The organism is Maribellus sp. YY47 (assembly GCF_023111095.1).
In the GTDB taxonomy this organism is placed as follows: domain Bacteria; phylum Bacteroidota; class Bacteroidia; order Bacteroidales; family Prolixibacteraceae; genus Draconibacterium.
This window is the reverse complement of record NZ_JALGYW010000013.1, coordinates 130539-147315: the sequence shown is the minus strand read 5'-3', so window position 1 is coordinate 147315 and position 16777 is coordinate 130539. Positions and strand designations below refer to the sequence as shown.

Annotated in this window: 10 protein-coding genes; 1 reads left to right on the top strand and 9 read right to left on the bottom strand. The window is 43.2% G+C overall.

Translation table 11 applies throughout. The annotated features are described in order from the left end of the window. Positions 1–79: 79 nt before the first annotated feature. The 8 genes from MR764_RS12435 to nhaC all read right to left on the bottom strand — a co-directional run bounded on the left by MR764_RS12435 (position 80) and on the right by nhaC (position 9271). Complete coding sequence (locus MR764_RS12435) at positions 80–421, bottom strand: NifB/NifX family molybdenum-iron cluster-binding protein (RefSeq protein ID WP_247979745.1); 342 nt, start codon at positions 419–421, stop codon at positions 80–82. Positions 422–451: 30 nt separating this feature from the next. Next, entirely contained in the window at positions 452–772 is a 321-nt protein-coding gene (locus MR764_RS12430; protein WP_247979744.1) for a NifB/NifX family molybdenum-iron cluster-binding protein, read from the bottom strand. 305 nt (positions 773–1077) lie between these two features. Beyond that, positions 1078–1260, bottom strand: coding sequence for a DUF2892 domain-containing protein (locus tag MR764_RS12425; RefSeq protein ID WP_247979743.1), 183 nt, complete (start codon positions 1258–1260; stop codon positions 1078–1080). A gap of 15 nt (positions 1261–1275) precedes the next feature. Further along, positions 1276–1584, bottom strand: a complete 309-nt coding sequence (locus MR764_RS12420; protein ID WP_247979742.1) for a hypothetical protein — start codon at positions 1582–1584, stop codon at positions 1276–1278. A 4-nt stretch (positions 1585–1588) separates the two neighbouring features. Next, on the bottom strand, positions 1589–4825 hold the full coding sequence (locus tag MR764_RS12415) for an efflux RND transporter permease subunit (RefSeq protein WP_247979741.1): 3237 nt from the start codon (positions 4823–4825) through the stop codon (positions 1589–1591). 9 nt (positions 4826–4834) lie between these two features. Further along, entirely contained in the window at positions 4835–5929 is a 1095-nt protein-coding gene (locus MR764_RS12410) for an efflux RND transporter periplasmic adaptor subunit (RefSeq protein ID WP_247979740.1), read from the bottom strand. A gap of 12 nt (positions 5930–5941) precedes the next feature. Next, positions 5942–7273 (bottom strand): TolC family protein, encoded by a 1332-nt coding sequence (locus MR764_RS12405; protein WP_247979739.1) that lies wholly within the window; start codon positions 7271–7273, stop codon positions 5942–5944. Between the two features lie 534 nt (positions 7274–7807). Beyond that, on the bottom strand, positions 7808–9271 hold the full coding sequence (gene nhaC / locus MR764_RS12400; protein ID WP_247979738.1) for a Na+/H+ antiporter NhaC: 1464 nt from the start codon (positions 9269–9271) through the stop codon (positions 7808–7810). A 183-nt stretch (positions 9272–9454) separates the two neighbouring features. Between nhaC and MR764_RS12395 the strand changes: the two genes are divergently transcribed. Beyond that, positions 9455–13792, top strand: a complete 4338-nt coding sequence (locus MR764_RS12395; protein WP_247979737.1) for a hypothetical protein — start codon at positions 9455–9457, stop codon at positions 13790–13792. Positions 13793–13921: 129 nt separating this feature from the next. Here the strand turns inward: MR764_RS12395 and MR764_RS12390 are convergent, their stop codons facing one another. Further along, positions 13922–16579 carry a DUF5686 and carboxypeptidase regulatory-like domain-containing protein gene (locus MR764_RS12390; RefSeq protein ID WP_247979736.1) on the bottom strand — a complete coding sequence of 886 codons (2658 nt, stop codon included), beginning with the start codon at positions 16577–16579 and terminating at the stop codon, positions 13922–13924. Between the last annotated feature and the right edge of the window lie 198 nt (positions 16580–16777).

The window sequence follows — 16777 nt, the reverse complement described above, 5'->3', positions numbered from 1 at the left end:
ATTATTCCGGGGAAATTCTCAGTAGCTAATTCAAATCCGGACTATAAGGTTCTACTTTCCGGTTTTAAAAAACAATATATTAATGGTCACAGTAGTTGGTCGTAAAACTGATGGTTCCATCAAGAAATCCTTTGGTTAGCTCGCGGGCTGGTAATTTGGGCGCTCCCACAAAAACATTCACATCGTTGTATTTAAAAATTTCGATGGCTTTTTGTCCCATTCCGCCAGCCAGAACATCGGTAACTCCCTGTTGCGCCAGCCATTTGGGGAGCAAACCGGGTTCGTGAGGGGGAGGAGTGACAGTTTCTTCTTCAACAATTTGTTGATCGTCCAGGGTCAGTAACGAAAAATACTGACAGTGTCCGAAATGCCCGTCAAGAATGTGGTTTTGGTCAACGGGTATTGCAATTTTTTTTCTCATATCGATAGTTCTTAAATGCTGTTATTAATTCTAATCTTTATTGATCTTGTCGATAATTTTCTGGACACTTTGACCTTCCTCTTCCAGAATAATCATTTGTATTTTGAATTTTTCGAGCATGGTTCTTGCTTTGGGGCCAAAATCACCCGAAATCACTTGCGCAGCTCCTAACTCAGCTGCCATCTCCGAGGTTTTTGTTCCGGCTCCTCCATTTACATTTTTAAAACTGTTTTCAATAAAATGAGTTGATCGGGTTTCGTTGTCGTATACACAAAACCATCCGGCACGCCCAAATTTTGGGTCAAATACCGATTGTAAATCATTCCCTTTGGATGTTATGATCGTCTTCATGGTAGTATCTTTGAATTCATTAATTTGAAAGTCTTAAACAAAGATAAAGTAAATTATTAATAAACATATGTGCAATATGATTTATTTTTGATTCGGTGTTTTTTCCAGGTGTTGAATGTTCTTATTTGTTGTTTCCAATGGTGGATTTGTGAATTTGGCTGAGCTACATCAGGGGAGAAGTATTGGACTTGAAATGTGCAATATGTTGAAATTGAAGGGAGGTATTTATTTTGGAAAAAACACAAAAAAGAAAAGGCTGATGAAATGAATCACCAACCTTTTACTTATCAAAAAACCAAATGCTACTATTGAATTCCCCCTTTTTTCAAAAAGTATTCAAGCGGACAAAATTTTGTCAGGGACGACTGAAGCAGGTTTATGCCTACAAACACTGCCAGCCCCAGCCAGTAGATATGAACAAAAATTGCCAAAAGAATGCTCACCAGAACAAAGGTTCCGGCTACCGCGCGTATGATTCTCTCCCTCATGATTCTTTATTTTCGTTAAACATATTTCTCTACATTCATAATGTAAGCGTTAATCGGGCTTATTCTTTCTACGGAATCATTGAATTCCTGAACCCTTCGCATTAATTCTTCTGCTTTGTCTTCTTCCAAAAATGTGAAGGAAATAATGTAGCGGTACGGACGTTTCATCGATCCAAACCAGTTCGAGATTTCTTTTTTACCCTCCACATCTTTCATAAAACCCTCCACTTCGGTTTCGCTGTACGAGTTTATGTGGAGCTGGTCAAGGATATGAGCCAGATTGTGGTGATGTGCTTCCACACATTGAATCATTACAAACTTCATAGTTTTATTCGTTAGTTGTTATTTTGTCTGTTATCGTAACTTCCGCCGGTTCCACAGGATACTTTTTCTTTTCAGTCATGAAATAGATAAGCGGAACGATTACCAGCGTTAAGAATGTAGAGGCAATGGTACCTCCTATGAGCGAAATGGCCAAGCCTTGGAAAATCGGGTCAAACAGGATGATTACTGCTCCGATGGCCACGGCACCTGCTGTTAACAGAATAGGGGTGGTACGAACAGCACCAGCCTCAATAATGGCTTCTTTCAGCGGAATTCCATCGGCAAGCCGCAGGTTTATAAAGTCGATAAGCAGTATCGAGTTTCGGACCATTATACCCGCCAACGCAATCAATCCAATCATGGATGTGGCAGTGAAGAAAGCTCCCATCAGCCAGTGTCCGACAAGGATACCAACCAGTGATAAAGGAATAGCGATCATCATAACGATTGGTACTTTGAAATCCTGGAACCAACCGATGATCAACAGGTAAATAACTACCAATACCACTGCAAAAGCGGTTCCCAAATCTCGGAAAACCTCGTATGTAATCTGCCATTCACCGTCCCATTTCAAACTGTAATTTTCTTCAGAGAATGGTTGTTCTGTGAATTCTTCGTTCAAAGCGTAGCCTTCGGGTAATTTGATGCCTTTTAATTCATCAGAGATACTGAGAATTCCGTAAACCGGACTTTCCAGTTTACCCGCTACATCGGCAGTAACATAAACCACCCGGCGTTGATTTTTGCGGTAGATGCTTTTGTCCTGCAAACCTTTCTCTACTTCCACTACATCGCCAAGTGAAACCATTTGTCCCATCGGACTCATGATGTTTATTTTCTTCAGATCGTTTACTCCCGACCGACCTTTTTCATCCAGTCGAAGTTTAATTCCAATCTGTTTGTATTCGTTTTCCTGGTACAACTGCGCCACTTCCTGTCCGCCCAATGCCATTGCCAGACTTTGCGTAATTTGTTGTGTTGAAAGCCCGTACAATGCGGCTTTTTCTTTCAGTACATTGAATTTGTATTCGACCTGGTCATCTTCCGGATACCAGTCGATATCTACCATATCGGCAGTTTGCGCGAACAAACCTTTTACCTGCTCTGCAATGTTCATCTGAACTTCTTCATCGGGACCATAAATTTCTGCCACCATGGTGGATAATACCGGAGGTCCGGGCGGAACTTCCACTACTTTTACGTTAGCATTGTATTTTTTGCCAATCTCCTGCAATCCGGGACGGATGGCTTTGGCAATATCATGGCTCTGAAGCTTACGGTCAGTCTTATGCGTTAAATTCACCTGAATATCGGCAACGTTCGATCCCTGACGCATGTCGTAGTGACGCACCAGCCCGTTGAAATTCATTGGAGATGCAGTTCCAACATAGCTCTGGTAATCGAGCACATTGTCTTGTTCCGCGATATAGGAAGCCAGTTCTTTGGTTACTGCAGCAGTGCGTTCCAGCGTGGTTCCTTCCGGCATATCGATAATCACCTGGAATTCGTTTTTATTGTCAAACGGAAGCATTTTCACCGCTACCAGTTTGAAATAAACCAAAGTCATCGATCCAAACAATAAAACAGCAACACCGATAATGAATCCCCATCGTTTCCATCCTGATTCCAACATCGGATTGATGGTTCTTTTATATAATTTGTAGATGATGGAATCTTCCATACGGAATTCTTTCTCTTCGTGTCCTTTTTTATCGTGACGAAGTAAGCGGTAGGCGAGGTAGGGAGTAATGGTCAGTGCTACCAGCAATGAAAAGATCATCGCGATGGAAGCTCCAATTGGCATCGGGCTCATATAAGGCCCCATCAAACCGCTTACAAACACCATCGGCAGTACGGCTGCAATTACCGTAAATGTTGCTAGAATGGTAGGGTTACCTACTTCGTCGATCGAACGGATAGCTGCCTGAATAAAAGGCAGTTTTTTCATTTTAAAATGGCGGTGCATGTTTTCGGCAATAATGATCGAGTCGTCAACTACGATCCCGGTAACAAACACCAGAGCAAAGAGCGAAATTCGGTTCAGCGTATAATCAAGGAAATAGTAGCTGAACATGGTAAGTGCGAACGTAATCGGCACCGATATAAATACAACCAGACCTCCGCGCCAGCCCATGGCCAGCATTACTAAAGCAGTTACTGCGCCGATTGCAACCAAAAGGTGTAACAGCAATTCAGAAACTTTATGCGATGCTGTTTCCCCATAATTTCGGGTTACAGTTACCGTCACATCTTCAGGAATAAGGTCTTTTTTTAGTAATTCCAGTTTGGTCAGAATTTTATCCGAAACGTGCATCGCATCAGCTCCGCGGCGTTTTGCCACTGAAATGGTTACTGCAGGATATTCTCCGGGGTGATTCTCACGCTCCGGATCCATTTTTGCATATCCAAACTGAACGTATTGAATTGGCTCTTCTGGCCCGTCGATGATTTGGGCAACCTGCTTTAGGTAAACCGGGTTTCCACCATTAATGCCAACTACCAGGTTTTCCACATCTTCTGATGATTTCAAAAAATCGCCGGCTTCCACCAGGTATTCTGTATCATTTTTATCAAAACTTCCGGCCTGGAACTGCCCGTTTGCCAGTTGAATTTGCTGTGCAATCATTAAGGCATCCACATGTGCGGCTGCCATTAATTCGTTGTTTAAAACAACTCTGATCTCACGTGAGCGTCCGCCAATCACTTTGGTTTCCGAAACGTTTTCAACCTGTTCTATTTCGTTGTTCAGTTCTTGCGCAATACGTTTTAATTGATAGTCGTCGTAGTTTTCACTCCAAAGCGTAAACCCCAACACCGGAACATCGTCGATAGAGCGTGTTTTAACGAGTGGGAGAGAAGTGCCTTTGGGCATCTCGTCCATGTGTTTCATAATCTCGTTGTACATTTTTACCAGCGAGCGTTCAATGTCTTCGCCCACATAAAACTGCACAATCATCATTGCCTGGCCGGGCATACAGTTTGAATACACATATTCAACACCCGGAATATTAGCGACCACTTTTTCTAGTGGCTGCATTACACGCGATTCAATTTCTTTCGGACTTGCACCCGGATAACGGAAAAGAATGTCGGCAATCGGTACATCGATCTGCGGTTCTTCCTCCCGGGGTGTAAGATATGAGCTGTAGATTCCAATGGCCATGAAGGCAATCATCAGAAGTGGCGTCAGCTTTGAGTTTATAAATGCTTTGGCTATTCCGCCAGAAAATCCTGTCTTCATCTTTCTTGCTTATTTATTTTCAACAATGGCTCCATCGTATAATTTACTTTCGCCCGACAGAACATACTTTTCGCCATCGTTTAATCCGGAAAGAATTTCGATGGAATCTCCATACGTTTTACCCGTGCGTACCCAGCGCAGCAACGCTTTGTTGTTTGTTCCGATGGTATACAGGCCAACAAGCTGGCCGCGTGTAACAAGGCTGTTTTGTGGTACACGGATCATTTTCTGAGTGCCTTTTTCGTGAAGCACAGTTGCAAACATTCCGCTGTACAAATCGACAGATTTTGCAGCATCGGCATTTAATAAGATTTTGGCTTCAAACTGACTTCCTGTATTCGTAGAAGAAGGATTAACTTCCGAAACGGTTCCTTCCACTTCTACTCCGGGTAAAGCAGTAAAGCGTACTTTTACCGGATCGTTCAATTTAACATTGGCAATTTCCAGTTCCGGAACACGTGCATAAACTTTCCACAAGGCGGGACTTTCGATGCTGAGTAAAGGCATTCCAGGATTTGCCATGTCTCCTTCGGTTACAAATTTGCTGGTAATAATGCCACTGTACGGCGCCCTGATAGAAGAATAACGGATGTTTTCTTCTACTTCGCGTTCCATTTGTTCAACGGCCGACACACGGGCTTTTGCCATTTGAAAACGGGTGCGCATATCGTCCAATTCTTTGTCTGATGCACTGTTAGATGCGTGCAACGCTTCAAAACGTTTCAGATCCTTTTCAGCACTTTCGTAAGCCGTTGTGGCTTCTGCCTTGTTGGCTTCAACCTGCGCTTTTTTTGCCAGAATATCCTGGTTTCGGATTTGAATTAAAAGATCGCCCTGATTTACTTTCTGGCCGGGTTTTACATAGATGGAGGTGATCTGTCCCATGATCCGGGTACTCAGGTTACTTTGTTTATCGGCTTCCAGTTTCCCTGAAAAACTGGTTTCCATCGGAAATTCTTCCAGTTGGGCAGTGGCAATTTTTACCGAAATTTTATTCGTATTTTCGGTTGTTGCAGCTTGTTCCTTATGGCCACACGAGGCCAGAAATAATCCCATCGCAGTTACAGCGATGAGCAGGTTTTTATTAATTGATTTCATTTTCATTTTATAAGGCTTTTATTCGTTAATATCTTTTTCAAGGAGCAGTTCCATTTCGAAAATGGCTTGCTTGTAATTATAAATCGATTGTATGTATTCCAGTTCTTTTCCCGATGCGAGGGCTTCCGACATTAGCAAATCAGCTGTTTTTTCAAGTCCCTGTTCAAATCGGTTGGTACGTATTCTCAACGATTCATTCGCCTGTTCTTTGGCCAATTTGCTCGATTGAATACGATTATAGTTGAGGTTTACTTTTCTGATGGCATTGTTTACTTGTATCTGGCTTTGAGACAGGTAATCCTGGTAATTGTATTTGGCTTCGTCTAATTGTGCTCTGGATTGCTGAACCGCTCCGGCATTTTTGTAACCGTTAAATAATTTCCAGCTGAGCGATGCGCCCACGATATAATTATTGGCCGAAGTTCCCAGCAATTTGTCGTCGTTCCATTCAACGGCACCAAAGGCGTTCACCCGTGGCACAAACTTCATTTTATTGCTTTTAACCATGTTTTCGCCGGCTTCAATTTGTTTTTGAAATGCCAGTACATCCGAACGATTTTCGATACTGTACCCGGTTTGAGTGCTCAGCAACTGAGCCGGAGGTTGAACCAGTGAGTCTGTTGTGGTGATTTGTTCGCTGAATTCCAGCCCAAGCAAGTGCGCCAGAAAATCGTGCGCAGCTTCGCGGTTGTTTTTGGCTTCCTGAAGCTGATTGTTACGTTCTTCATATCGAACCGAAGCCTCCAGCACATCGGCATGTTTCGCAAAGCCTTGCTCTTCGTTGTTTTTGGTTAATCGAAGCGCTTCTTCGGCCACTTTTACCGATCGTCCCAAAACTTCAACCGACGATTCTGCCAGTTCCAGCATAAAATAAGCGCGTTTTACTTCATACTCAATGTTTTTCCGAACGCGTGTTGCCTGGTAGTTCATGGCTTCGAATTGGCTCTTGGCAGCTTTACGGGCATAAATTCCATCCAGATTCAACAGCGGTTGCTGAATCTCGAGTTTTGTGCCGAAATTCTCCGAACTTCCCGGATCATTCAATCTTGCCGGATCAAAATCGGCTTGTTGAACGATTTCCTGTTTTAGTTTAAATCCAAAAGCTGAAAGGGGATCGTTGGTACTTACGCCGGTATGACTGGCTTCAATTCCCGGAAGGAAAACCGAATTGGTCATCCGGTACGAGGCTTTAGCCGCGTTTATACGCGCTTCAGCACTTTTGATGTTCAGATTATTTTCCGCTGCCAGATTCAATGCTTCCTGCAAACTCAGAGAACGGGTTTGAGCATTATTAAAAAATGGGATAGCAACGAAAAAAATCAGTACTTTGGTAAATCGATTTCTTAACATATGCAAATGGTTTTTTATTTCTAATTTTCGCTGCAAATATATGTTTTGAAATCTATATATCTACATAAATAGATATATAAATAATTTATCGGATATATTCAGAATCTATCGTGAAGAAATCCAGATATAGTAAGCGATTCACTTTTAATGTACATCAACGGTCCTAAACAGCTTAAACACAAGAAAGAGTTTCGATTTAGTCTTTTTGTGTAAATGGTTGACGAAAGTTTAAGAACAAAAGTTACATTGGTTTGATCATAAAACGGTTGCTAACAATTTCTTAAGGTTTAAAGGGATGTTGCTTCTCGTTAGCATTAAGGAAGTCTGCAATTCTTAAAATAATCTTTCAATTAGTTACTGCAAGGAGTATCTATGCGATTTAAAGTGTTGAAAAAGAATGCGTTGCAAGAGGAGGAGCCTGAATACAGAAGTGCTTTAATCAGCTTCCAGCTACGAGCCACTAGCTGCCAGCTTTTATCTGGGAAAAATCTGAAAGCTATTAAAATACTGTTAACTGCGACTGAATACTGAAACCTAATCTTCCACTTCCGCAACAACCGGCTTTTCTCCCGGCGCATACCTTCTGATTTTGATATTGAGGTAAGCAAACAGTATGGTCATAAACGGGCTTATAATGTTAAAAAAGGCATAAGGCGCATACGACCAGGTATCTACTCCCAGCACCCTCGATTGTGTTGCTCCGCAGGTATTCCACGGAATTAATACCGATGTGACAGTCCCGCTATCTTCCAGGGTACGACTTAGCAATTCGGGTTTCAAACCCTTTTCTTCGTAGGTTTTACGATACATACGACCCGGAACTACAATTGCAATGTACTGATCAGATGCCGTTGTATTAAAAAACAGACAGGTTCCAACAGTTGAAGCGACCAGGCTACCTGTACTTTGTGCATATTTTACAATGGGTTGCGTAATCCGTTTTAGTAGTCCGGCAGATTCCATTACACCGCCAAATATCATCGCCGAAAGGATCAGCCAAACCGTGTCAAGCATTCCGCTCATTCCTGTAGTGCTCAGCAAATTATTTACATTCTCATCCGGTGTTGTTAGGCTGATGTCGCCAAACATGGCTTGCATTACCGAGTAGTAGGACGCAGTGGCATAATTTTCAAGATGTCCGGCTACTTCTTCAATAATATGTGGCTGAAAAATAACGGCAAATATTCCGCCGAGCAATGTTCCAATAAAAAGAGAAGGCAGCGGCGGAACTTTCATCACGATAACCGCCAGCAGTGCCACCGGAACGATAAAAAGCAGGGGAGAAGTATTAAATGTTCCTTCGATGGCTGATTTCACGTTTTCAACATCAACTACGGCTGTCGAGAAATCGTATCTGAAACCTATTACGAGGAAAATAATCAGCGTAATGGTCAGTGTGGGAACCGTGGTAAACATCATGTAACGGATATGAGTGAAAAGATCGGTTCCGGCCATGGCGGGAGCCAGGTTGGTCGTATCGCTCAGGGGGCTCATTTTATCGCCAAAATAGGCGCCACTCACGATGGCACCGGCAACTATGGCTTCGTTGATACCGATCGCTTGCCCAATTCCTAAAAGGGCGACTCCGATGGTTGCTATGGTCGACCACGAACTTCCGGTAGCTACACTCACGATTGAACTCACCACAACCGCTGTAAAAAGAAACAATCTTGGACTGATCAGATCCAGCCCGTAATAAATCATCGCCGGTACAACTCCGCTAATCAGCCATGTTCCGGCCAGCGAACCGATCAGCAAAAGAATCAAAATGGAAGGCATCGCAGAGCCAATGGTCGAAACAATTTTTGCGCTGATTTCGCCCCATCCGTATCCGAGCCTTGTTGCCACCAAGCCTGCTACCGCAGCAGCCAGCATCAATGCAATCTGGTTGGCACCCGCCAAAGTGTCGTCAAACAAAATAACATTCAGCGTCAGCAGGGAAATGAGAATGCCAATTGGTAACAGTGCCATCAGAAGTGATGCTTCTTTTTTGATCATGATTTTATATCGAAATTTTAAGGATGCGGCAAAATAATACTTTTGAATCGAAAAGTGTCATAAAACGTATGTCGATTCTTTCAAATGTAAAAAATAGTACAGGATTTAAATTCTGCCGGCATTTTTAGAAATGGATAATTAAATAGTCTTATTTTCGTTTAGATTTAAATTAATTGCGTTTTTATGAGGGTTTTTTTCGTCCGGACATTCATTTGTATTTTTTTGATTTTAAATGTAAATGCCGCTTTTTCGCAACGAAGCAGCGGACTTGCTGTTGAAGGTAAAATTTCGGTGGAAGACGGCACTGCCGAAGGTGCCATTATCCAGATGTACCGCGATGGTCAGCGTTTGGATAATTACGGTGTTGGAGCCGATGGGAACTACAAGGTGGAGCTGAGTTACAATCATAAATATGAACTGGTATTTGAACATGCCGGACACTTTTCGCAAAAAATCGCAGTGGAAACAGCTGTTCCCAAAGCTATTCTGGATTCCGATCCGCGTTTTCCTCCTTTTCCGGTAGATATTACCTTGTTTACTGAAATTCCGGGAATTGACGCGTCTTTTTCCGAAAACAACATTCTGAAAATATTTTACAGTCCAAGTGTAGATAACTTTGTGAAGGAGTTGTATTACAACGATGCGCAAATCAAAAAGCTGATTGAGCAGGCTGTTATGCAGGCTCAGATTGTAGACAAACGCGCCGATTACATGGCAAAGCTTACCCGTGCCGAACTGGCCGAATTGCGCCAGGAATACAATAAATTACTGGAGCAGGCGGGTAAGGAATACTCTGATGAGCAGTTTCTGGATGCGCTGGACGGTTACAAAGCGGCGAGCAAAATCTTTCCGAAAGAACAGTTTCCCAAAGACCGGATCAACGAAATCAACGATTTGCTGGGCTTGATAATGGCGGCCGAAGAGCTTGATAAAGCAATGCTGGAGCGTTTTGATAAACTGGTGAAAGAAGGTGATTTGTTATTTGGACAGCGTAATTATTCTGATGCGAAAAACTCGTATAACCGGGCGCTTTCCATTAAGCCATTTGATCAATATGTAAACGATCAGGTTAAGAAAATAACGGCTTTACAAAAACAACAATTGGAAGAGCGGGAGTACCAGGAACTGATCGCTAACGGCGACAAGTCGATTAAAGAGATGTTGTACACCGAAGCGCTGGGGCTGTTTCAAAAGGCGTTGGAGATTAAACCCAACGAGCAGTATCCTAAAACCAAAATCAATGAGATTAACGGCTTGATCGCCGATCAGGCAAGAGATGCCGAGAAACAAAAAGATTACAAAGAGGCCATGATGGAGGGCGAACGTCAGTTTTCGAAACAGTTTTATGATCGGGCGCTTACCCAGTTCGAAAATGCACTGACCTATAAACCCGGAGATTTGGAAGCCACCCGCCGAATTGAAGATACCAAAAAGATTATGCAGGGCATTCTCGATCAAATGTCGTTTGACCGTTTGGTGGCCGAGGGAGACAAAGCCTACAAAAAAGAAGATTACCCTACCGCGCTTACGAATTACGAAGAAGCGCTGATCCTGGTCCCCAATGAACCACGAACGACAAAACGGGTGGAAGAAATTCGCGAACTCCTCTACATCAAAGAGAACATTGAAAACTACCTGACAGAAGGAGATAAGAAATTTAACGAACAAAAATATCCGGATTCAAAAGCTTTGTTTGAGAAAGCGCTTGAGCTGGATGGGAAAAATGAACATGCCCGCGAACGTATTGCTGAAATTAACCGGATTGTATCTGAAATGGAAGTGGATGCACGTTATGCCCAAGTATTGGCTTCGGCTGACGATCAGATGGCGGGGAAAAATTATGAGCTTGCCCGGAACGGATACACCGAAGCGCTGGGTATAAAACCCAACGAGGCATACCCAAAACAAAAGCTGGCTGAGATCGGAGATATTCTGGCAGCCATTGCCAAAACCAATGCCGATTATCAAAATGCGGTGGCCAATGCCGACAGATTGTTCCAGCAAAAGAACTACCCCGATGCAAGAACTGCTTTTGCAAATGCTGCAAAGATAAAACCGGAAGAAACGTACCCGGCGGAAATGATGGGTAAGATCGATGGTTTGGTAGCGGAGCAAACACGTCTGGCGCAGGAAGCTGCCGAAGCGGAAGCCGCTCGTTTGGCTGCTATCCAGGCAGAGAAAGATAAAAATTACGCCGATGCGATTGCTAGGGCCGATAATCTGTTCAATGAAAAAGATTACGAAAAATCGAGAACAGAATATCGCGCAGCTTTGGAAATAAAACCCGAAGAAAGCTATGCACAGCAACGGATTGATGAAATCGGAAATGTACTGGCTCAACTTTCAGCTGCTCAGAAAGCATATGAAGATGCTGTGGCAAAAGCTGACCGCGAATTTAAAGCCGAAAGTTGGGAGGCAGCCATTGCGGCCTACAACGAAGCCAAAAATGCCAAGTCTGAAGAAACTTATCCGGATGAACAGCTGGCCAAAATTGATTCGATCGTAACCACACGCGAACGCCTGGCTAAAGAAGCAGCGGAAGCGGAAGCCGCTCGTTTGGCCGCCATTCAGGCAGAGAAGGATAAAAATTATGCCGATGCAATTGCCCGGGCTGACAAGCTGTTCAACGATAAAGACTACGAAAAATCGAGAACAGAATACCGCGCGGCACTGGAAATAAAACCCGAAGAAAGCTATGCGCAGCAACGGATTGATGAAATCGGGAATGTGCTGGCTCAACTTTCAGCTGCTCAGAAAGCTTACGAAGATGCTGTGGCAAAAGCCGACCGCGAATTTAAAGCCGAAAGTTGGGAGGCAGCTATTGCCGCTTACAACGAAGCGAAAAATGCCAAGTCTGAAGAAACTTATCCGGATGAACAGCTGGCCAAAATTGATTCGATCGTAACCACACGCGAACGCCTGGCTAAAGAAGCAGCGGAAGCGGAAGCCGCTCGTTTGGCCGCGATTCAGGCAGAGAAGGATAAAAATTATGCCGATGCAATTGCCCGGGCTGACAAGCTGTTCAACGATAAAGACTACGAAAAATCGAGAACAGAATACCGCGCGGCACTGGAAATAAAACCCGAAGAAAGCTATGCGCAGCAACGGATTGATGAAATCGGGAATGTGCTGGCTCAACTTTCCGCAACTCAGAAAGCTTACGAAGATGCAGTGGCAAAAGCCGACCGTGAATTTAAAGCCGAAAGTTGGGAGGCAGCCATTGCCGCTTACAACGAAGCCAAAAATGCCAAGGCCGAAGAAACTTATCCGGATGAGCAGCTGGCCAAGATTGATTCGATCGTAACCAACCGCGAACGTTTGGCAAAAGAAGCTGCGGAAGCGGAAGCCGCTCGTTTGGCCGCGATTCAGGCAGAGAAGGATAAAAATTATGCCGATGCAATTGCCCGGGCCGATAATCTGTTTAATGAAAAAGACTACGAAAAATCACGCACCGAATACCGGGCCGCAATGGATATAAAACCGGAAGAAAGCTATGCTCAGCAACGGATAGATGAAATCGGCAGGATTGTTAAAGAACTGGCAGATGCCAAAGCTGCACAGGATGCGCTTAACCGGCAATACGCTAATCTGATTCAACAGGCCGACCGGCTGTTTAATGCCAACAGTTATACCCCGGCAAAAGAAAATTATGTGAAAGCTGCTGATCTGAAACCCGAAGAAGTCTATCCTAAAGATAAGATTGCGGAAATTGACCGGATCATGGAACAGCGGGCGCTGGATGAAAAATACCGCAATGTGATTGTAGTTGCTGACGGATTTTTCAGGACACAAAAGTACAGCGATGCAAGAGTTCAGTACGAAATTGCTATGGCGGTTAAACCTGAAGAAGAATATCCGAAGTCGCAGATAAGAAAAATAGATGAAATGCTGGCCCAGGCCGAAGCCCGTAAACAATCAGAAGCCGACGCTGCTGCTGACGTGGAACGCCGCAGGGCCAACATCGCCAAAATGCAGGAAGAGCTGGATGAACAAAAGATTTTGGCTGAATCAGGGTTAAATGCATTGTATGATCAGCTTATAATAAAGGCCGATGCTTTCTTTGAAGATAAACAGTATAACGTGTCGCGTGCCTGGTATTTCAAAGCGCTCGATCTGAAACCGGAGGAAGCCTATCCGCAGAAGCGAATTGACGAAATCAACCGTTTATTAAGCGGAATGATAATTAGTGAACGTGACCGTGAATACCAACGATTTATTGATTTGGCCGACACTAATTTCCGCGAAAGTGAACTGGCGGTTGCCCGCGGTTGGTACAACCAGGCGCTCGGACAGAAACCCGAGCAGCAATATCCGAAAGAACAGCTTGCTGAGATTGAACGCCTGGTGCAGGAACGTTTGCAGGGAAGATCTGCAGAACGTGTAGTTGAAATCAATGCAACCGCGAAAAAAGCTTTCGAAGATGGAGACATTACCATAGCACGTTTCTGGTATAAAAAGGCTCTTCTGTTGGATCCGGCCAACCAGGAAGCCCGGGATGGCTTGAATGCAACAAGGAATTAACAAGTGACAATAATACTCTCTGTATTAGAAGCTATTGTCAAGTAGTTTTTAGATTGAAAAGACCGATGAGATTGAGTAAGAACATCAAGCTCATCGGTCTTTTCGATTTCGTGAAGTTGAAACTTTTTATTAATCGGCTAAGGAGAGGGAGAATTTGAAACCAACGCTTTTAAATTCTCCACCTTCAAATCCGGTAAAAACACCCAGATTTCCTACAAAAAAGAAATTGTTTAAACTGTATCCCAATTCCCAGTAATTGTGCAGCGCAGGAGTTGTCAGGTAGTTGAAATGCAAACTTTCGCTCCAGGCTTTTTTGTTGATCAGTGATAAATAGCGGAGTAAAATATATTCCGACCGCAACTCGAATGTCCCGTTCAGGTAGCTGTCGTTGGTACTGAATTCATAATCATTGATCAATTGCATCATGCCGGTAAACGATTTCATACTAACTGCGATGTTGGAGGTATTAAAGTGCTTGAATTGCGAGAAATGCAACTGGTCGGCATTTAAAAAGTATCCGGCGTTAATGCTCCAGTCAATTCCGGTGCTAATGGAAACATTGGCCTGATGCTGAAACTTCAAATCGATCCGGCTAAAATCTGAAACCGACGAAAATACATCTTTTACTCCCTGGTAAAAATTCAGATCGATACGGTAAAAATCACTCATAAATAAAAAGGGTGATTGTTGTGCCCAGGGTTTTCGAATACGCTTGCGGTAGGTGGCTCCGGCTGAATAGGAGAAACTTTTCTGTTCGGTCAGGAACGGACTGTCGCCTTCGTAACCTGCGGGAACGTTCGGATCGAAATGTTTGTTGTCGCCCAAAGGGAAAGAAGCGTGGTTCGAAAGCGGATAAAAATGATTATAGGAAGCATCGGCATGTAACGACAATTTCTTGTTGATACGTTGAAAAGCACTCAGTGTAACAAATCCGGTTTCGTAAAGACGCATATAATTCTTGGCAAAAAAGAACGAACTTGCCGCATTTACAATGGGCGTAATTCCGTAGTTCAAACCTTTCAAATCCCGGCTTTCCTTGCCAACGGAAAAATTCACACGATTTTGTTTCGCAAAAACGTTTTCGAAGCTGGTTCCAAAGTTTCCAAACAGTGTTTTTCGGTTAAAGGCATAGCCTAACTGTCCTTCGATACTGATTGTTTGTGCAGAATCAGGATAATAGCGCAAACGTGCGTACTGCATGTATTTGTAGCCATCAACCGCGTTGTAGTCAAAGTTTTTGAGATCGATCAGTCCCCGGTAGCGTAAGCGCGTTAGCGAATCAGTAGTCAGGTCGAAACTGCCGGTAAGGAGCGTTTTAAAGAACCTGCTTTGGGTGCCCGTAGCCGATGTATCTCTTCGCATGTCCTGAAGCGACTGGATCGAATCGGCCATTTTATAGCTCTGAACTTCAGCAGGAGTTAATGGAATGGTTCGTATCGAATCCCAGGCTTCTTCGCGGACAGCGGCGGTTTTCTTGTCTTCAATATCATAGCTTTGAAAATAGCTGGTGGTTTCCATCTCCTTGAATTGCTCTTTGGTGATTTCCCGGTTTAAGCGGGCAGCTTTTCGAACGTCAGCATTACTCATATGTTCTTTTTGAGTGAGGCTCTCCATCTCCCGGCGCATTTGTTTTATGTTTTCATTTTCTTGTTTTTCTGCAACTGTTTCAACTTTATCTGTATCAATTTCAGCTGCTTCAGGCAAAACCTTAGACGTATAATTGTCAATAATTGAATCGTATTTTACGGAAGCTCCGTAGTAAAAATTTCCACGCATTCCGAGTGCGCCAAAATTCCCGGTCAGATGATGTGTCACGGGAAGCCAGTTTTCATTTCCCAGATTTTCAAACTGCTGTTTTATACGGTATTCCACAAATTTAATGGTCGAACTGAAATCGAGGTTGTAAATGCACCAGAGCTGATCAACAATATAAATATAGCCGTCGACCAATTCGTCGCTTTTTCGTTTGGGCGTAACCCGGATTTTGAAAACATCGAAATCGCCGACGGTTATAAATCCTTCATACATAAAATTGTAGTGACGAAGCGCCATGGGAGCGAGCGGCGAAATAACATCTGCCGGGCGTTCCTGGTAAAAAGTTTCGGTCATCAATCCCATTACCGGCGGTTCATCAATGCCGGTTAGCGAAGTGCGTTTACTGATTACCTCTTGTTTGTAGGAATTGGGATAGTCGTAGGTTATTTTGTTATGCGATTCAATTACGTATGTCACATTTTCCTTGAAATAGTCCTTGAATTTCCGGCCGTCTTCCATTTCCTGTTGTTTGATGATCTTCGGAATATTTTGAAATTCAAAATTACTTTTAATGTAAAGGTCGGCCGTGTAATGTTTGATCCGGTCGCGGTAGTAGGGCGCTTTTGCAATGGCTTTTCGCATAATCAGATAAGCCGGATCTTCTTTCCCCGGAAATATTTTGATCTCTTTCAATTCGAACTTTTGGACGTGTAGCGTAACCGGCAAAAACAAGCTGTCGCGGTCGAGCGTAATTTGCTTATTTTGCTGAAGATAACCCATCGAACGTATGGTGAAGTGATAAGAACCTTTGGGAAGCTGAAGCTCAAAATTGCCGTCGATGTTGGAAGTTGTGCCTTCTTTTGTTTCGCTGATAAATATTGTAGCGTAGGGGACGGGCATATTTTGTTCGTCGGTTATTTTTCCGGCGATAACCTGTGCCTTAACCGACAGAATATGAAATGTGCTGAATAATAAAATAAGGACAATCAACAATGTCCAGTTAAAAGAGGGAATAACGTTTGCTGTTTTCATTGTTTCTTTTGTTTTCTGTAATGCTAGTATAACAAATTTACAACAAGCATTGCATTATTTTATGTTTCATTAAAATATTATACCGATTGCTTTTACTCTGATTGAATACGGTTTAAACTTCCTTTTTACTACAAAACATGTTTTAAAAGCTATTTTTTATGATCATATTTATCTGTAAATTGCAGCACAGTACAGGAC

Coding starts and splice junctions, on each gene's coding strand:
- MR764_RS12435 (WP_247979745.1), bottom strand. CDS start 421: ATGAGAAAAAAAATTGCAATACCCGTTGACCAAAACCACATTCTTGAC.
- MR764_RS12430 (WP_247979744.1), bottom strand. CDS start 772: ATGAAGACGATCATAACATCCAAAGGGAATGATTTACAATCGGTATTT.
- MR764_RS12425 (WP_247979743.1), bottom strand. CDS start 1,260: ATGAGGGAGAGAATCATACGCGCGGTAGCCGGAACCTTTGTTCTGGTG.
- MR764_RS12420 (WP_247979742.1), bottom strand. CDS start 1,584: ATGAAGTTTGTAATGATTCAATGTGTGGAAGCACATCACCACAATCTG.
- MR764_RS12415 (WP_247979741.1), bottom strand. CDS start 4,825: ATGAAGACAGGATTTTCTGGCGGAATAGCCAAAGCATTTATAAACTCA.
- MR764_RS12410 (WP_247979740.1), bottom strand. CDS start 5,929: ATGAAAATGAAATCAATTAATAAAAACCTGCTCATCGCTGTAACTGCG.
- MR764_RS12405 (WP_247979739.1), bottom strand. CDS start 7,273: ATGTTAAGAAATCGATTTACCAAAGTACTGATTTTTTTCGTTGCTATC.
- nhaC (WP_247979738.1), bottom strand. CDS start 9,271: ATGATCAAAAAAGAAGCATCACTTCTGATGGCACTGTTACCAATTGGC.
- MR764_RS12395 (WP_247979737.1), top strand. CDS start 9,455: ATGAGGGTTTTTTTCGTCCGGACATTCATTTGTATTTTTTTGATTTTA.
- MR764_RS12390 (WP_247979736.1), bottom strand. CDS start 16,579: ATGAAAACAGCAAACGTTATTCCCTCTTTTAACTGGACATTGTTGATT.